We start from the raw sequence: 16,181 nt of genomic DNA, 5'->3' as shown, positions 1-16,181 counted from the left end.
GGCGGGTTTGCGACGAATGGCGGCGTAGTCCCTGACCACAGAGATCACCACAGGTCAGGTTTTTCTCAGGGTCTTCTGCCGCAGGATGTAGACCGTCACCAGCGTTGCGCTGGTCAGCATGAATCCCCGCGCCCAGGGCAAGGGCACCAGATAGCAAGACAACAGAATGCTCGCCCACATCAGCCCGATCGCATAGACCTTGCCCTTGAGCGGAATGCCGTTGCCATCAAGATAATCGCGGATCCACGGCCCGAGCTTCGGGTGGTCGACCAGCCATCGGTAAAAACGCGGAGAGCTGCGGGCGAAGCAGGCGGCGGCCAGCAGCAGGAAAGGCGTGGTGGGCAGGACGGGCAGGAAAATCCCGATCACCCCCAATGCCACGCTGAGCCAGCCGACGGCAAGCAGGATGTAGCGCGACATCAGGGGGCGGTTGCCTATGGGGTTGTCCATAGGCGGGAACTCAGTGGTGGCGAGGCTTGAGGATCGCCGGTTTTTCGTCCGGTGCCTGGCACAGCAGGTACAGCGCGGTCAGGGCTTCCGGGATCTGCACGATCATGTCGTCCATCAGGTTGGCGTCCTTGGCGATGTCCTCGAACTCCGGCTGTTCGTCGAACAGGCCCGAACCCACCATGATCGGCAGGAGCATTTCGCTGACTTCGTCTTCGGCGGTCTCGAACCAGGCCTCTTCGCGCAGGAACACGCCTTCCATGAAGCCGATGCACCAGCCGCGCAGTTCGGAGTCGTCCGGCTCGTCGCCCAGGTCCAGGTCGCACGGCAGCTCGAACTCTTCGTCGGAGGCCAGCTGGCGGGCGATGTGGGCCTTGAGGCCGATCAGCGTGGCTTCGATCTCTTCGCGCTGGGCGTCGCTGGTGTAGTGCGGCTCTTCGGCGAACAGCGCGTCGATCCATTCACGGTCCGGCACCACGTCCGAGCAGATCGACAGGGCGGTGAGGTAACCGTGGGCGGCCACGTAATCCAGCGCTTCTTCATGCAGCTCGTCGGCGTCGAGGAAGACTTGCAGGCGGGTTAGTTGCTCGGCGAAGGACATTACGGGGCTACCTTGGGGGAATAAACAATGCGGGAATTCTAGGCCTTCTTGAGCCCTCAAGCCAGCCGCACGGCAGATTTGCCTGAAATCCCGGTTCACGGTACAGGCCCTGTGGGAGCTGCGGTGCGACGACTCGACTTGCCAGCGATAGCGGTGGCAATGTCGGAATTGATGTTGAAGGTGCCGACGTCATCGCTGGCAAGTCGAGTCGTCGCACCGCAGCTCCCACAGGTTTTGTGTTTTCCCAAGGTTTCGCGAGCCGGCTTCTCAGCGGCACCCTCTGTCGGGGAACGCTCGGGTATACTGCCGCGTTTTGCGATCCCTGCCGGCATGACGACGATCATGCAATGCGCCCTTACGTTTTGTTTAAGCAGCCCCGGCTGCCCTGAACCAGCCTGTGCAGGGATGTTTCGGTGATTTTTGGAGTTTCTATGCTCGAACAGGCTCAGCGCGTCCTCAAGGACATCTTCGGCTACGACAGTTTCCGTGGCCGTCAGGGTGCGATCATTGAGCGCGTGGCCAGCGGCGGCGACGCCCTGGTCCTGATGCCCACCGGCGGCGGCAAGTCGCTGTGCTTCCAGGTGCCGGCGCTGTTGCGCGAAGGCCTGGCGGTGGTGGTGTCGCCGCTGATCGCGCTGATGGACGACCAGGTCGCCACCCTCGAGGAGCTGGGCGTGGCCGCCGCCGCGCTGAACTCCACCCTGAGCGCCGAGCAGCAGCGCGACCTGGCGGCGCGGATCCGCCGCGGCGAAGTGAAGATGCTCTACCTGGCCCCCGAGCGCCTGGTGCAGCCGCGCATGCTCAGCTTCCTGCAAGGCCTGGACATCGCCCTGTTCGCCATCGACGAAGCCCACTGCGTGTCGCAATGGGGCCATGACTTCCGCCCGGAATACCTGCAACTGGGCCAGTTGGCGGAAATGTTCCCCCACGTGCCGCGCATCGCCCTGACCGCCACCGCCGACAAGCGCACCCGCGAGGAAATCGTCACCCGCCTGCACCTGCAGGACGCCGAACGTTTCCTGTCGAGCTTCGACCGGCCGAACATCTTCTACCGCATCGTGCCCAAGGAGCAGCCGCGCAAGCAGTTGCTGGCGTTCCTCGGCGAGCGGCGCGGCGATGCCGGCATCGTGTACTGCCTGTCGCGCAAGAAGGTCGAGGAGGTCGCGGCGTTCCTCACCGAGCAAGGGTTCCCGGCGCTGCCGTACCACGCCGGCCTGCCCAACGACCTGCGGGCCTATCACCAGCAGCGTTTCCTCAACGAGGAAGGCCTGATCATGGTCGCCACCGTGGCGTTCGGCATGGGCATCGACAAGCCCAACGTGCGCTTTGTCGCCCACCTGGACCTGCCCAAGTCCCTTGAGGCGTACTACCAGGAAACCGGGCGCGGCGGCCGAGACGGCCTGCCGGCGGATGCCTGGATGGCTTACGGCCTGCAAGACGTGGTGATGCTCAAGCAGATGCTGCAGAACTCCGAGGGCGACGAGCGCCACAAGCGCCTTGAGCAGCACAAGCTCGACGCCATGCTCTCGCTCTGCGAAGAGACCCGCTGCCGCCGCCAGGCGCTGCTGGCCTATTTCGACGAAGACATGCCCGAGCCCTGCGGCCATTGCGACAACTGCGTCGACGGCGTGCAGACCTGGGACGCCACCGAGCCCGCGTGCCAGGCCCTGTCGGCCATCTACCGCACCGGCCAGCGCTACGGCGTCGGCCACCTGGTGGATGTGCTGCTGGGCAAGGACAACGAAAAGGTGCGCAGCTTCGGCCATCAGCACCTGTCGGTGTACGGCGTCGGCAAGGCCTTGAGCGAGGGCGAATGGCGCTCGCTGTTCCGTCAACTGGTGGCCCGGGGGCTGGCTGACGTCGACCATGAAGGGTACGGCGGCCTGCGCCTGAGCGACACCTGCCGGCCGCTGCTCAAGGGCGAGGTGACCCTGGAGCTGCGCCGCGACCTCAAGCCGCAGGTCAGCGCCAAGGGGCTCAGCAAGAGCCCGGCCAGCCAACTGGTGCGTGCCGAAGAGCGCGAACAGTGGGAAGCCCTGCGCACCCTGCGGCGCAAACTGGCCCAGGAGCACGGCGTGCCGCCTTACGTCATCTTCCCCGATTCGACCCTGGTGGAAATGCTGCGCAGCCAGCCGACCACGCTGGCGGAAATGGCCCGGGTCAGCGGCGTCGGCGCCCGCAAGCTGGAGCGCTACGGCGAGGCTTTCCTCGAAGTGCTCGGCGGCGAGGCCGAAACGCCGAAGGCCGTGGCCGACGTGCGCCATGAGTTGATCACCCTGGCCCGTGCCGGCATGACGCCGCTACAGATCGCCGGCCAGTTGCAGTGTTCGGAAAAGAACGTCTACAGCATGCTGGCCGAGGCCATCGGTCAGCAGCAGTTGTCGCTGGAACAGGCGCTGGACCTGCCGGAAGACCTGATGGGCGAAGTCCATGACGCCTTCCTCGACGGAGAAGGCGAACTGCCGTCGGTGGCCGAGGTGGCGGAGCTGTTCGGCAGCCGGGTGCCCGAAGGCGTGCTGTATTGCGTGCGCGCGGCGTTGCAGTCGGAATTCGAGATGTGAGCCTTGGCTTACACGACCCGTTGCTTTGATGTAACGATTCAGTGCAAGACATCCTCTTGCCTATAGCCAAATGTCATGCTTAGCTGACTAATAATTAGTTTTTTTCTATTTCTTCAGTCTAACCATGAGTGTTTTATGCCGTTAACCGATCAACACCGCTTTGGCATGCAACTGGCGCAGATGTCCCGTGGGTGGCGTGCCGAACTGGATCGCCGGCTGGCCGGCATGGGCCTGTCCCAGGCGCGCTGGCTGGTGCTGCTGCACCTGGCGCGCTTCGACGAGGCGCCGACCCAGCGTGAGCTGGCGCAGAGCGTCGGCGTCGAAGGGCCGACCCTGGCCCGCCTGCTCGACAGCCTGGAAAGCCAGGGGCTGGTGCAACGCCAGTCCGTGATGGAAGACCGTCGGGCGAAAAAGATCGTGCTGTGTCCCCCGGCCCGGCCGTTGATCGACCAGATCGAAACCATCGCCACGCAATTGCGCCATGAACTGTTCGAGGGTGTGGACGACGCGGACCTGAAGGTCTGCATGCGTGTTCACGCGCACATTCTGGGCAACCTGGAAAAATCCTGAGGCAAAACCCCGTGCCGTTTTTTTGAGGGATCGCGTCGGGCCGACTATAAGAACTACTGGGCAATATCGTGTTCGTACCGGATGTGCGAACGCATAGAAGTCGGTTTTGCTTATATAAGGGATGCTCATGCTCGGAAGTCGGCACGTGGTACTGCGTTGCGCCCGCCCGCTGGTGTTGGCCGGCGTGCTTGTCTGGTCAACCGCCTCCTTGGCGCTGGGGCTCGGTGACATCACCGTGCATTCGGGCCTCGATCAGCCGTTCAAGGCCGACATCGCCTTGCTGGACGTCGGCGGGCTCAGCCAAAGCGAACTGTCGGTCAGCCTGGCCACGGCCGACGAGTTCAGCCGGGCCGGGGTCGAGCGGGTGTTCTTCCTCAATGACCTCAAGTTCACCCCGATCCTGCGGGGCGACCGCAACCTGATCCGGGTGACGTCCGGCAAACCGGTCAACGAACCTTTCCTGAATTTCCTGGTGCAGGTCAATCAACCCAACGGCCGCTTGCTGCGCGAATACACGGTGCTGATCGACCCGCCGGGCTCGCCGGGCATCGTGCCGGCCACCGACGAACCGGACGTGCGCGCCCAGGACTCCGGCTTTCCGACCCCCGAAGCGCCTGCGCCCACCGCCCCCGGCAAGCCTGCGGCCCAACCGGTCGCCAGCGCGCCGCCCGCGCCCGCAGCGCCCGCCAACGACGCGTTGGCCGAACAACTGGCGGCCAGCGTCCTGCAGAACCAGCAACTACAGAAATCCCTTGATGAGCTGAACACCAGGCTTCAGGCCCAGGACATCCAGATCGCTGACGGCAAGAAGCAGCTCAGCGACCTGCAGGCCCGCCTGACCGAGCTTCAGCAGGCCCCGCCCCCGCCGGTGGCGGCACCTGCGCCTGCGGCGGTCGCCGCCCCGGTCGAGCCCCAGGAGCACTCGAGCGATTGGCCGTTGTACGGCGGATTGCTAGTGCTGCTGGGCGCACTGGTGGCCGGCCTGTTCGTGTTGCGTCGGCGCCGGCAGGCGACGCAAGCCCAGGCTGCGCAGCCGGCCCCGGCGCAGCGCAATGAACCCCAGGTTGAAGGGGGCGGTACATCCCGGCCCGCTGCGCTTCACCACGCCGCCGAACACCGTGAGGAATCCGGCGCCGGCCAGGTGCTGGAGGCGGTCGGCATCTATCTGGCCTACGGGCGGCTGGCCGAAGCGGCCGGCCTGCTGCGTGACGCGCTGGACAAGGAGCCGGAACGCACCGACCTCGGCCTGCAATTGCTTGAGGTGCTGGGCCGGCAAGGCGATGGCGCCGCCTATGACGAACAGGAAAGCCACCTGCGCGGGCAGGGGGTGGCGGAACCGGCGTTGCAGGACGTTCGCAGCCGTTGCCCGAAACTGGCTCCGGTCGCGCCGCTGGCCCCTGTCGCGCCCCCGACGCCTGTCGCGCCGCTTGTGCAGGCCGCGGCCATGACGGCGGCGATACCGGTTGTCACGGCACCGCCGACGGAGCCCGAGGACAATTTCGAGCTGGATATCGGCGATCTGTCGATGGATTCAAGCTGGGATCTGGACGACGAACGGCCCGCCGAGCCGGTTTCACAGGAGACGTCCACGCTGGGCGACACCCTGGAGATTCTGCCTCAGGATTTCGAACTGCCCCAGGACGCCGATGCCGAAGCGGAGGAGCTGGAATGGATCGCTGAACCGCAGGAGCCGACGCTGGACGAGGACTTCCTCAACGCGTTCGGCGACCCCGGCAAACCGCCCGGTCCGCCGGCCGGTGCCGGGAAACTGGAACAGGCTCAGACCTGCATCGACGACGGCGACATCGACAGCGCCATCGCCCTGCTCAACGAGTTGCTCAAGGAGGGCGACGAACCGCTCAGGCAGACGGCGCGGACGCTGTTGGCGGGGATCCGCTGAGGCATTTTGGATTTTGCCCTGCGGTGCCTGAGCTGACGCCATCGCCAGCAGGCTGGCTCCCACAGGTATCACGGGTGAACGCCCCCCCTGAACACCTCGGACACTGTGGGAGCGAGCCTGCTCGCGATAGCGGTCTGTCCGCCAAGAATGACAGGGCTGATGTACAGCCATCGCGGGCAAGCCCGCTCCCACAGGTATTGCAGGCGAACGCGGAGTCCGTGAGCCCCGCGGACACTGTGGGAGCGAGCCTGCTCGCGATAGCGGTCTGTCCGCCAAGAATGATGGGGCTGATGCACCGCCATCGCGGGCAAGCCCGCTCCCACAGGTATTGCAGGCGAATGCGGAATCTGTGAACCCCTAGGACACTGTGGGAGCGAGCTTGCTCGCGATAGCGATCCGTCAGACGCCGCAGAAAATCCAGGCCTGCCTCAGAACGTCTGCCCCAGATTCAGATAAACCGCCTGCTCATCCGCATCGTTCAACCCATAGCTGAAGTTCAGCGGCCCCAATGGTGTGTCGAACCCGATGAACACGCTGGCCGCGTTGATGTAGCCGCTGTCGAATTCGTTGTCGTTGTTCCAGGCCCGGCCGCGCTCCAGCGAGGCGCCGGCGTACAGCGGGAAGTCCAGCGGCAGGAACGAGCGCGGGGTCAGGCGACGGTAGTACACGGCGCGCATCAGGCTGACGTTCTGGCCGGAGACCGCATCTTCGCGGAATCCGGACAACTGCCGTGCGCCGCCGAGCAGGAAGCTGGAGACCACCACGTTGGCATCGTCCAGGGTGCGGCCGTAGCGGCCGCCGAGCACCAGGGTGTCCGGGCCGTGGCTCATGGCCTTGTCCAGTTTGAACTCCCATTGCCGGTAACGGGTGTCGGAACCCAGGCCCGGCTCGAACTGCGCCAGGGTCAGGCCGATGTCCTCGCCCTCGTGGGGGAAGTACACGTTGTCCAGCGAGTCGAACGAATACTTGAGCGCATAGAAACCTTCGTTGAAGTGTTCGCCGGGCTGGTTCTGGTCGCCGATGCGCACGTCGGCCTTGCCCCAGGCCTCGCCGATGCCCAGCCGCACCTCGCCGCTGTTGCCGATCTGCCGGCCGACATTGAGGCCGAAGCCATAGCGCTCGACGCGGTATTGGGCGATCGGGTCGTTGTCGAGCACCGAGTCGACGTTCTGCGCCGCGAACGCCGCGTAGGGCGCGAGGAAGTAGCGCGAGCCGACGTCCAGCGGCTGATAGAACTCGGTGTACAGCTCCTGCTTGTCGCCGATCTGCGCGCGGGTCAGCCATTCGGCGCCGAGGCGGTTGATGCCGTTGACCCGATAGCTGGCGCCGAGGTTGAAGGCGCTGTCGCCGCGCATGTCGTCGGACAGGTTGAGGCCGATGCGCAGGTAGTCGGTGCCGCTGCGCTTGCCGCGGGCGCTGATCACCAGCGTGTGGTCCGGCCCCTTGTGCACCACGCGGTACTGCACCTGCTCGAAGTAGTCCAGGCCGTACAGCGTGCCCATGTCGGTCTGCAGGCGGCCCAGGTCCAGCGGTTCGCCGATGCGCTGGCGGATGTAGTAGCGGATCACGTCGTCGCCGACCTTCGAGTCGTTCTCGACCCGGATCGCCGTGATCACCGGCGTGCGCTGGCCCGGTGAACGGGCGGCGGCCAGTTCGGTGTCCTGGGGTTGGGAGGGCTTGAGGCGGGCCAGGCGGGCGTCGAGGATCCGGGTGGCGCGGTAGCCGGCGTCGATCATCTCTTGGGCGCGGCCGAAATCGGTGACGCCGAAGCTCGCCAGCGGCGGCTGGATCAGCACGTCGCCGGGGTGCAACGCCGCCAGTTGCTCTTCGGAGTTGCGCCGGGTCATCAGCGTGATGGACTGGTTCAGCACATCGACCACCGTGGCCAGTTGCTTGCGGTTGCGCAGCGGGGTGCCGATGTCGACGACGATGGCGACATCGACCCCCATTTCCCGGGCCACGTCGAGGGGAATGTTGTCGGTCATGCCGCCGTCCACCAGCAGGCGGCCGTCCAGTTCGACCGGGGCGAACACCGCCGGGATCGACATGCTGGCGCGGATCACCTGGGGCAGGTGGCCCTTGCGGAACACCACCTTCTCGCCGTCGGCGATGTCGGTGGCCACGGCGCGGAACGGGATCGGCAGTTTGTCGAAGTCTCGGGTGTCGCTGGTGTGGGCCAGCAGGCTTTCGAGCATCAGCGCCAGGTTCTGGCCCTGGATCACCCCCAGCGGCAGACCGAGGCTGCCGTCGTCGCGGAAGCTGAGCTTCTGTTTCACCAGGAAGTCGCGGTCGTCCTGCTTGCGCCGGAACGGCACGTCCTCCCGGGGCGGCGCGTCGGACAGCGCCTGCTGCCAGTCGATGGACAGGGCGAGCTTCTCCAGTTCGTCGATCTTGTAGCCCGAGGCGTAGAGGCCGCCGACCACCGCCCCCATGCTGGTGCCGGCGATCGCGTCGATCTTGATGCCTTGCTCCTCCAGGGCCTTGAGCACGCCGATGTGCGCCAGCCCCCGGGCCGCGCCGCCGGACAGCACCAGGCCGACCTTGGGCCGCGCCGTTTCATCGGCATGGGCAAGCAGCGGAAGGAAACCAAGCAGCAGGCAGATCAGAAGGCGACGCATGGTGAGTCTCGGGGCGAGCGGTAAAGCCGGCTATTATAGCGGCGCCCTCTGCCTCAGGAGTTTCAGCGAACATGTCCGCCCCAAGACCGGAAATCGTCATCACCTATTGCACCCAATGCCAGTGGCTGCTGCGCGCCGCCTGGCTGGCGCAGGAGCTGCTCAGCACGTTTGCCGACGATTTGGGCAAGGTGTCGCTGGTGCCGGGCACCGGCGGGGTGTTCCACATCGCCTGCGACGGCGTGCAGATCTGGGAGCGCAAGGCCGACGGCGGCTTCCCCGAGGCCAAGGTGCTCAAGCAGCGGGTGCGCGACCGGATCGACCCCGACCGCGACCTCGGCCACAACGACCGCACTCAGTGAGACGGCGCCTGGGCCCCGACGGCGTTCTTGCCCGAGCCGCCTGACAGCCGGCTCGACACCACGATGGCGACGATGATCAACGCGCCGCCGGCCAGCATGCGCAAGGTCGGGTCCTCATCGAACAGCAGCCAGGCGACGGTGATGCCGTACACCGGCTCCAGGGCGAACACCACGGCGGCAGTGCGGGCCTTGATCACCGCCAGGCTGGCGACGAACAGGCTGTGGGCGACGCCGGTGCAGAACACCCCGAGCAGGGCGATCCACAGCCAGTCCATGGCCCGCACGCCGCCCAGCTGCGGCGCCGCCACCGGCAATAGACACAGCGCCACCACCACGTTCTGGCACAGCGCCGCCTGCACTGCGGGGATGCGTCCGGAACCGGCGCGGTTGGTCAGCGACAGCAGGGAAAACAGCAGGCCCGACAGGACCGCCCAGAGCAGGCCGGCGGTGGCTCCGCTGGCCAGGTCGAACGCCGGCGTCACCAGCACCAGGCCGACGCTCACCAGCGCCACCAGCACGATTTCGTTGGTGCGGATCCGCTCGCGGAAGACCAGCCCTTCGAGGATCACAGTGAACGCCGGGAAACTGGCGAAGCCCAGGGTCGCGATCGCCACCCCGGCGACCTTCACCGCCAGGAAGAAACTCACCCAGTGCCCGGCCAGCAGCACGCCGCCGAGGGCGAGGCGGCGCCAGTCCGCCGCCTGGAGCCGTTGCCAGGCGTTCTGGCTGGCGATCCGGGCGAAGAACGCCAGGGCGACGACGGCGAAGGCGGCGCGTCCGAACACGATGACCGCAGGCGTGGCGGCGGCGAGTTTGCCGAACACGCCGGTCAGGCCGAACATCAGTGCGCCGATGTGCAGGGCGCCGAGGGCTGTGCGGGGAGTCATTGCGGTCCTTGGGAATCCGGTTCAACACAGCGACAGTTTAGGGACGCCGCGTCGGGGATGTCTGTCGGCAGACTATCGTCCTTTGTCGCCGGCCTCGCGGCGCAGGTTGCCGGGCGAGGCGCCGAACTCGCGCAGCATGGCGGCGGCGAAGGCGCTCTGGGAGCTGTAGCCGACCCGGCTGGCGATTTCGCCGATGGGCAGGGCGGTGTCGCGCAACAGGCCGGCGGCCTTGTGCAGGCGACGGCTGCGGATGTAGTCCATCGGCGTCTGCCCGCATTCGGCGACGAAGCGCGCATGCAGGCGGGCGCTGGACAGGCCGGCGACCCGCGCCAGGTCGGCCACCTGCAACGGGTAGGCGGCGTACTGCTCGATGTGCGCATCCAGCGCCGCGTAGGGCAGGCGCCGGGCGGCGAGTTCGGCGGGGCGGGCGCTGTTCAGGCTGGCCAGCAGCAGGACCGCGCCCTGGCGGGCGATCAAGGGATCGCCGATCGGGCTGTTGGCCAGCCAACTGACCAACTGGCTCTGGCCGCTGTCCAGCGTCAGGCGCCCGGGGCGCTCAAGCAGGCGGCGGCTGGCGTCGGCGTGGTCGCCCAGCGAGTCGGCGACCCACGGCCCCTCGGGCACGTCCAGCACCAGGCAGCGGCTGCCGTCGGGGCTGCCGCAGGCGTGGCGGGCACCGCCGGGAACCACCACGAAACTCTGCTGGCGCACCTGGCTGCCGCAGCCTTCGACCTCGAAGTCCAGCGCGCCGGACAGGCCGAACACCAGTTGCGCGTGGTCGTGGCTGTGGACGATCAGGTCGTGTGTGTAGTGGCGCAGGGTCAGGATCGGTCGCATGGCCGCAGGTCTCCGAAGTGGCGTTCAGTCTACACCGCCCGGGCGCTTGTGCGCTGTCACGGGACTGACGCACGGTTGTCATGGTCGGGTCACCGCGCAGGCGCAAGCTTTGCAAAACATTGCAGAGGGTTGTCCATGACCAGCGCCGAGCTCGCCAGACCCAGCCGTAAACAACGGGTGCGCACTTTGTGGATCTCCGATGTGCACCTGGGCACGCGGGATTGCCAGGCCGAGCACCTGTCGCAGTTCCTCAAGGGCTACCATGCCGACAAGGTCTACCTGGTCGGCGACATCATCGACGGCTGGAAACTGCGCGGCGGCATGTACTGGCCCCAGGCGCACACCAACGTGATCCGCCGCCTGCTGACCATGAGCAAGCGCGGCACCGAGGTGATCTACGTCACCGGCAACCACGACGAATTCCTGCGCCGCTATTCGAAGCTGATCCTGGGCAACATCCAGCTGGTGGACGAAGCGGTGCACGTCACCGCCGACGGCCGGCACCTGCTGGTGATCCACGGCGACCAGTTCGACGTGATCACCCGCTATCACCGCTGGCTGGCGTTCCTCGGCGACTCGGCCTACGAATTCACCCTGACCCTCAACCGCTGGCTCAACCACTGGCGGGCGAAGTACGGCTACGGCTACTGGTCGCTGTCGGCCTACCTCAAGCACAAGGTGAAGACGGCGGTGAACTTCATCAGCGACTTCGAGGAAGCCATCGCCCACGAGTGCGTCAAGCGCGAGCTGCACGGGGTGGTCTGCGGCCACATCCACCATGCCGAGATCCGCAAGGTGGGCGAGGTGGACTACCTCAACTGCGGCGATTGGGTGGAATCGTGCACGGCGCTGATCGAGCACTGGGACGGCACCATCGAGCTGTACCGGCTGGCGGATGCGCAGGCGCGGGAGGCGCAACTGAAGGCGGCCAAGGTGGCTGAGCTGGCTTAGGTTGTATGCGTTTGTCGGATCGCCGATCGGAGCGACAGTCTCTTCGGTCATGCGGCGTCCTTGCTGACGCCATCGCCAGCAGGCTGGCTCCCACAGGGATCAGAGGTGAAGGCAGAATCTGTGGTCGCCGCCAATCGAAGTGGGAGCCAGCCTGCTGGCGATGAACCGCGCAGCGGTTCCCAAGTCACTCAGGCCGGTGTGTGTTCCTGCATCGCCGCCTTGTAGATCGAATTCTTCGGCGCAGCGAACACCCGCTCCAGCATCGGTTCGAAGAAGCTCAGCGGCAGCGTGTCATAGGCCGGGTCGAACGCGGCGGCGTCATAGCGGGCGCAGAATTCCACCGTCGCCTGATACTGGGCATGCCCCTTGAACTGCTCGCGCAGGTGCCGGTCCATGCCCAGGTGATGGAAGAAGTAATAGCCCTGGAAGATGCCGTGCTTTTCCACCATCCACAGGTTCTCGGCGCTGACGAACGGCTTGAGGATCGCCGCGGCGATGTCCGGGTGGTTGTAGGAGCCGAGGGTGTCGCCGATGTCGTGGAGCAGGGCGCAGACCACGTACTCCTCGTCGCGGCCGTCGCGCCAGGCGCGGGTCGCGGTCTGCAGGGAGTGGGTGAGGCGATCCACCGCAAACCCGCCGAAATCCCCTTCCAGCAACTTGAGGTGCGCCAGGATCCGGCCGGGCAACTGGCGGGCGTAGGCGCTGAAATCGGCGGCGATGATCGCCCAGTCTTCCCGGGTGCCGTCCTTCATGTGGGTGAAGCGGGCGTTGGCGTTCATCGGCCGTCCTCGTTTGCTGGGGTTCTAGAACGGCACGCGGCCCAGGAGCATGTCGCGGTACATGACGAAGTCGCCGAGCAGGCTGTAGAACGGATGCTGGAAGGTGGCGGGGCGGTTCTTCTCGAAAAAGAAATGCCCGACCCAGGCGAAGCCGTAGCCGGCCAGCGGCAGCGCCAGCAACAGCAGCCACGCGCCCTGGGCGATGGCCAGCGCCAGAATCAACAGCACCAGTGTGGTGCCGGCGAAATGCAGGCGCCGGCAGGCGCTGTTGCTGTGCTCGCTGAGGTAATACGGATAGAACTCGGCGAAGCTGCTGAAAGGCTTGAGGGTGTCCACGACTGCGATCTCTGTGGTTATTGTTCTGATGGCGAGTTGTTCGGCGGGTAGCTTATTTGAGTCTAGAGTGATCGTCGGTGCTGGCCAGTGACAATCGGCGCCACTTTACTATCCTTGGAAAATCCGCCGTAGTATGCGGCCCGTCATGTCATTTAAGAATAAACGCCATGAGCGAACGAACGACTTCATCAAGCTGGGCGATGGGGATTGTCAAGGCACTGGAAATGGACGGCCTGGATTGCCGGGTTCTGTTCAGGCAACTGGGGCTCGACTACGCGGCGCTGGACGATCCGGACGCACGCTTCCCGCAGGATTCCATGACCCGTCTGTGGCAGCGGGCGGTCGAGCTGTCGGGCAATCCGGCGATCGGCCTGAACATGGGCAAGGTGGTGCGCCCGGCCTCCTTCCATGTCGCCGGCTATGCGCTGATGTCCAGCAACACCCTGGCCGAAGGCTTTCAGCGGCTGGTGCGTTATCAGCGGATCATCGCCGAAAGCGCCGACCTGAGTTTCCGTCTGCTCGACGAAGGCTATGCGCTGATCCTGACGGTGCACGGCGACCACCTGCCGCCGACCCGCCAGAGCGCCGAGGCCTCGCTGGCCTGCGCTTTGAGCCTGTGTGGCTGGCTGACCGGGCGCACCCTGCACCCGCGCAAGGTGCTGGTGCAGGGCGACGAGCCGGACGACCTGGAGCCCTATCGGCAGGCCTTCCACGCGCCGCTGGTGTTCAACGCGCCGTACGATGCGCTGATCTTCGAGCGTGCCGACATGGAAGCGCCGCTGCCCACCGCCAACGAAGCGATGGCGCTGCTGCACGACCGGTTCGCCGGGGAGTACCTGGCGCGGTTCTCCGAAAGCCGCGTGACCCACAAGGCGCGTCAGGTGCTGTGCCGCCTGCTGCCCCAGGGCGAGCCCAAGCGCGATGCGGTGGCGCAGACCCTGCACCTGTCGCAGCGCACCTTGCAGCGCCGCCTGCAGGAAGAGGGCACCAGCTTCCAGCAGTTGCTCGACGATACCCGCCGCGAACTGGCCGAGCAGTACCTGGCGCAGCCGAACATGACCTTGCTGGAGATCGCCTACCTGCTGGGGTTCGCCGACCCGAGCAATTTCTTCCGCGCCTTCCGCCGCTGGTTCGACACCACCCCCGGCGACTACCGCGCCCGCCTGCTGGACGCGCCGAACGCGGTCAGTGACGCCAGAACGCCGGAATGCACAGCACAAACACCGTGATGATCTCCAGCCGCCCCAGCAGCATGCCGAACGACAGGATCCACTTGGCCGCATCCGGCAGGCTGGCGAAGTTGCCGGCCGGGCCGATGGTCTCGCCCAGGCCGGGGCCGACGCCGGACACGGTGCTGGCGGCGCCGGTCAACGCCGTCATCCAGTCGACGCCCAGCAGCGACAGGAGCAGGGCGATCACGCAGATGGTGATGGCGAAGAAGAACGAAAAGGTCAGGATCGAGCGCACGATCTCTTCGTCGAGGCGGTGGCCGTTGTATTTCTGCTTGATCACCGCCCGCGGGTGAATCAACTGGTTGAGGTTGGCCTTGAGCAGGATGTAGGCGACCTGGAAACGGAAGATCTTGATCCCGCCCGCCGTCGAGCCGGAGCAGCCGCCGACGAAGCCCAGATAGAAGAACAGCATCAGCGAGAAATTGCCCCACAGGCTGTAGTCCCCCAGCGCGAATCCGGTGGTGGTGACCACCGAGGTCACGTTCAGCGCCACGTGCCGCAGCGCGTCCAGCCAATGCAGGTTGGTGGTCCACCAGTACCAGGTGCCGAGCACCAGCCAGGTCACCAGCAGCATGCCGAGCAGCCCCTGCACTTGCTGGTCCTTGATCAGCGCCCGGCGGTTGCCGCGCAGGGTCGCCACGTACAGGGTGAACGGCAGGCTGCCGAGGATCATGACCACCACCGCGACCCAGTGCACCGCCGGCTGCGTCCACTTGGCCAGGGACTGGTCGGAGGTCGAGAAACCGCCGGTGGAGATCGCTGACATGGCGTGGTTGACCGCATCGAACGGGCTCATGCCGGCCCACCAGAACGCCAGGCTGCCGAGAATGGTGATGCCCACGTAGGCCGCCACGATCAGCCGCGCCACCATGTGCGAGCGGGGCATGACCTTTTCCGAGCGGTCCGAGGACTCGGTCTGGAACAGGCGCATGCCGCCGATGCGCAGCATCGGCAAGATCGCCACGGCCATGCCGATGAAGCCGATGCCGCCGATCCAGTGCAGCAGCGAGCGCCACATCAGGATACCGGGGGACATGCTGTCCAGGCCGGTGAGCACGGTCGAGCCGGTGGCGGTGATGCCGGACATGCTCTCGAAGAACGAGTCGGTGTAGCTGATGTGCTGGGTCAGCAGGAACGGCAGCGCGGCGAAGATGCACACCACCAGCCAACTGCTGACCGTCAGCAGGTACATGTCCCGGGGCCGCAGGTGAATGTGCTCCGGACGGCCCGGGATCACCAGCGCCAGGCCGGCGACGAAGGTGATCATGCTCGACCAGAGGAACGACGGCATGTCGCCGGTGCGGTCGAAGATCACTAAGGTGGCCATGGGCACGATCATGGCGATGGCCAGGGTGATCAGGAAGATGCCGATGATGAAACCAATGATCCTTAAGGTCGGCAACGCCATGAAATCCACTCGGGCTGAAGGGGGAAGGGCGCCATTCTACCCGCGGGGCAAGGCATGTAAACCGGCATCGAGCGGGCACTTGCCGCTAGAATAGCCCGACATTTTTGACAGGAGGTGGCCGATGCAGGCTCTCGACGCTTTGCTCAACCGTGTTTCCGTTCCGCGACTGACCGACCCGGCCCCGACCGCCGCGCAGCGCGAGGCCCTGTTCGGCGCCGCCCTGCGTGCGCCGGATCACGGGCATTTGCAGCCGTACCGTTTCCTGACCGTCGAAGGCCCGGCCCGCGAGCGGATGGGCGAGCTGCTGGCCGAAGCGGCGCAGATGCAGGATGGCGAAGTCACCGAGGCGGCCATCGACAAGGCGCGCAACGGCCCGCTGCGCGCACCTTTGGTGGTTGTGGTGATCGCCAAGCTGCAGGATCACGTCAAGTACCCGAAATCCGAGCAACTGCTGGCGGCGGGCTGCGCGGCCCACGGGATCCTGCTGGCGGCGTATGCCCAAGGGATCGGCGCGGTGTGGCGCACCGGTGAGCTGGCCTACTCGAAACACGTCGCCAAGGGCCTGGGGCTGACCGAGGACGAACAGGTGATTGCTTTCCTGTACCTGGGCACTCCGCTGAAAGAGCCGCGGGTGGCGGAGAAGGTCGAACTGGCCGAATTCGTCAGCGCCTGGCCGGCCGAGGCCTGAGTCCCCG

At 66.0% G+C, this 16,181-nt stretch carries 15 protein-coding genes; 7 read left to right on the top strand and 8 right to left on the bottom strand.

The window, feature by feature from the left end; all coding sequences use genetic code 11:
- Positions 1-54: 54 nt before the first annotated feature.
- Positions 55-450, bottom strand: coding sequence for a YbaN family protein (locus KVG96_RS17335; RefSeq protein WP_217893192.1), 396 nt, complete (start codon positions 448-450; stop codon positions 55-57).
- 10 nt (positions 451-460) lie between these two features.
- A complete protein-coding gene (locus tag KVG96_RS17330; RefSeq protein WP_085577878.1) occupies positions 461-1,048 on the bottom strand; it encodes a UPF0149 family protein in 588 nt (195 codons plus the stop codon).
- 431 nt (positions 1,049-1,479) lie between these two features.
- On the opposite strand from KVG96_RS17330, the gene recQ reads away from it, so the two are divergent.
- The 3 genes from recQ (at position 1,480) to KVG96_RS17315 (ending at position 6,079) form a co-directional block, all read left to right on the top strand.
- Positions 1,480-3,609 carry a DNA helicase RecQ gene (gene recQ, locus KVG96_RS17325; protein WP_217893191.1) on the top strand — a complete coding sequence of 710 codons (2,130 nt, stop codon included), beginning with the start codon at positions 1,480-1,482 and terminating at the stop codon, positions 3,607-3,609.
- 135 nt (positions 3,610-3,744) lie between these two features.
- Positions 3,745-4,179: a MarR family transcriptional regulator gene (locus KVG96_RS17320; protein ID WP_085577876.1), complete on the top strand. Its 435-nt coding sequence runs from the start codon at positions 3,745-3,747 to the stop codon at positions 4,177-4,179.
- A 127-nt stretch (positions 4,180-4,306) separates the two neighbouring features.
- Positions 4,307-6,079 carry a motility hub landmark protein FimV gene (locus KVG96_RS17315; protein WP_217893190.1) on the top strand — a complete coding sequence of 591 codons (1,773 nt, stop codon included), beginning with the start codon at positions 4,307-4,309 and terminating at the stop codon, positions 6,077-6,079.
- Between the two features lie 428 nt (positions 6,080-6,507).
- Here the strand turns inward: KVG96_RS17315 and KVG96_RS17310 are convergent, their stop codons facing one another.
- Positions 6,508-8,697, bottom strand: a complete 2,190-nt coding sequence (locus tag KVG96_RS17310; protein WP_217893189.1) for a patatin-like phospholipase family protein — start codon at positions 8,695-8,697, stop codon at positions 6,508-6,510.
- A gap of 71 nt (positions 8,698-8,768) precedes the next feature.
- Here KVG96_RS17310 and KVG96_RS17305 point away from each other — a divergent pair, with 71 nt between their 5' ends.
- Positions 8,769-9,056, top strand: coding sequence for an Rdx family protein (locus KVG96_RS17305; protein ID WP_085577874.1), 288 nt, complete (start codon positions 8,769-8,771; stop codon positions 9,054-9,056).
- On the opposite strand, the gene KVG96_RS17300 is transcribed toward KVG96_RS17305, so the two are convergent.
- Together KVG96_RS17300 and KVG96_RS17295 are read right to left on the bottom strand one after the other, a co-directional pair.
- On the bottom strand, positions 9,050-9,943 hold the full coding sequence (locus KVG96_RS17300) for a DMT family transporter (RefSeq protein WP_217893188.1): 894 nt from the start codon (positions 9,941-9,943) through the stop codon (positions 9,050-9,052). The two genes, KVG96_RS17305 and KVG96_RS17300, sit on opposite strands and share 7 nt — an antisense overlap.
- Positions 9,944-10,015: 72 nt before the next feature.
- Positions 10,016-10,780, bottom strand: coding sequence for an AraC family transcriptional regulator (locus KVG96_RS17295; protein WP_217893187.1), 765 nt, complete (start codon positions 10,778-10,780; stop codon positions 10,016-10,018).
- Between the two features lie 135 nt (positions 10,781-10,915).
- Here KVG96_RS17295 and KVG96_RS17290 point away from each other — a divergent pair, with 135 nt between their 5' ends.
- Positions 10,916-11,731, top strand: coding sequence for a UDP-2,3-diacylglucosamine diphosphatase (locus KVG96_RS17290; protein WP_085577871.1), 816 nt, complete (start codon positions 10,916-10,918; stop codon positions 11,729-11,731).
- A gap of 188 nt (positions 11,732-11,919) precedes the next feature.
- Here the strand turns inward: KVG96_RS17290 and KVG96_RS17285 are convergent, their stop codons facing one another.
- Together KVG96_RS17285 and KVG96_RS17280 are read right to left on the bottom strand one after the other, a co-directional pair.
- Complete coding sequence (locus KVG96_RS17285; protein ID WP_217893186.1) at positions 11,920-12,510, bottom strand: HD domain-containing protein; 591 nt, start codon at positions 12,508-12,510, stop codon at positions 11,920-11,922.
- Positions 12,511-12,534: 24 nt separating this feature from the next.
- The gene (locus KVG96_RS17280) at positions 12,535-12,846 is read right to left on the bottom strand and encodes an Mpo1-like protein (RefSeq protein ID WP_217893185.1); all 312 of its coding nucleotides are present in this window, start codon (positions 12,844-12,846) and stop codon (positions 12,535-12,537) included.
- 167 nt (positions 12,847-13,013) lie between these two features.
- Here KVG96_RS17280 and KVG96_RS17275 point away from each other — a divergent pair, with 167 nt between their 5' ends.
- Positions 13,014-14,075, top strand: coding sequence for an AraC family transcriptional regulator (locus tag KVG96_RS17275; RefSeq protein ID WP_217893184.1), 1,062 nt, complete (start codon positions 13,014-13,016; stop codon positions 14,073-14,075).
- Here the strand turns inward: KVG96_RS17275 and KVG96_RS17270 are convergent.
- Positions 14,032-15,486 carry a TrkH family potassium uptake protein gene (locus tag KVG96_RS17270; protein ID WP_217893183.1) on the bottom strand — a complete coding sequence of 485 codons (1,455 nt, stop codon included), beginning with the start codon at positions 15,484-15,486 and terminating at the stop codon, positions 14,032-14,034. The genes KVG96_RS17275 and KVG96_RS17270 overlap by 44 nt on opposite strands.
- Positions 15,487-15,607: 121 nt before the next feature.
- Here KVG96_RS17270 and KVG96_RS17265 point away from each other — a divergent pair, with 121 nt between their 5' ends.
- Complete coding sequence (locus KVG96_RS17265; protein WP_217893182.1) at positions 15,608-16,174, top strand: nitroreductase family protein; 567 nt, start codon at positions 15,608-15,610, stop codon at positions 16,172-16,174.
- The last annotated feature ends 7 nt before the right edge of the window (positions 16,175-16,181 follow it).

The organism is Pseudomonas ekonensis, from assembly GCF_019145435.1.
In the GTDB taxonomy this organism is placed as follows: Bacteria; Pseudomonadota; Gammaproteobacteria; order Pseudomonadales; family Pseudomonadaceae; genus Aquipseudomonas; species Aquipseudomonas ekonensis.
This window is presented reverse-complemented; position numbering and strand designations above follow the sequence as displayed.

What these genes read in the sequence shown, in the direction of transcription:
- KVG96_RS17335 (WP_217893192.1), bottom strand. Translation starts at nt 450, where the DNA reads ATGGACAACCCCATAGGCAACCGCCCCCTGATGTCGCGCTACATCCTG.
- KVG96_RS17290 (WP_085577871.1), top strand. Translation starts at nt 10,916, where the DNA reads ATGACCAGCGCCGAGCTCGCCAGACCCAGCCGTAAACAACGGGTGCGC.
- recQ (WP_217893191.1), top strand. Translation starts at nt 1,480, where the DNA reads ATGCTCGAACAGGCTCAGCGCGTCCTCAAGGACATCTTCGGCTACGAC.
- KVG96_RS17320 (WP_085577876.1), top strand. Translation starts at nt 3,745, where the DNA reads ATGCCGTTAACCGATCAACACCGCTTTGGCATGCAACTGGCGCAGATG.
- KVG96_RS17270 (WP_217893183.1), bottom strand. Translation starts at nt 15,486, where the DNA reads ATGGCGTTGCCGACCTTAAGGATCATTGGTTTCATCATCGGCATCTTC.
- KVG96_RS17330 (WP_085577878.1), bottom strand. Translation starts at nt 1,048, where the DNA reads ATGTCCTTCGCCGAGCAACTAACCCGCCTGCAAGTCTTCCTCGACGCC.
- KVG96_RS17305 (WP_085577874.1), top strand. Translation starts at nt 8,769, where the DNA reads ATGTCCGCCCCAAGACCGGAAATCGTCATCACCTATTGCACCCAATGC.
- KVG96_RS17295 (WP_217893187.1), bottom strand. Translation starts at nt 10,780, where the DNA reads ATGCGACCGATCCTGACCCTGCGCCACTACACACACGACCTGATCGTC.
- KVG96_RS17300 (WP_217893188.1), bottom strand. Translation starts at nt 9,943, where the DNA reads ATGACTCCCCGCACAGCCCTCGGCGCCCTGCACATCGGCGCACTGATG.
- KVG96_RS17315 (WP_217893190.1), top strand. Translation starts at nt 4,307, where the DNA reads ATGCTCGGAAGTCGGCACGTGGTACTGCGTTGCGCCCGCCCGCTGGTG.
- KVG96_RS17265 (WP_217893182.1), top strand. Translation starts at nt 15,608, where the DNA reads ATGCAGGCTCTCGACGCTTTGCTCAACCGTGTTTCCGTTCCGCGACTG.
- KVG96_RS17285 (WP_217893186.1), bottom strand. Translation starts at nt 12,510, where the DNA reads ATGAACGCCAACGCCCGCTTCACCCACATGAAGGACGGCACCCGGGAA.
- KVG96_RS17275 (WP_217893184.1), top strand. Translation starts at nt 13,014, where the DNA reads ATGAGCGAACGAACGACTTCATCAAGCTGGGCGATGGGGATTGTCAAG.
- KVG96_RS17310 (WP_217893189.1), bottom strand. Translation starts at nt 8,697, where the DNA reads ATGCGTCGCCTTCTGATCTGCCTGCTGCTTGGTTTCCTTCCGCTGCTT.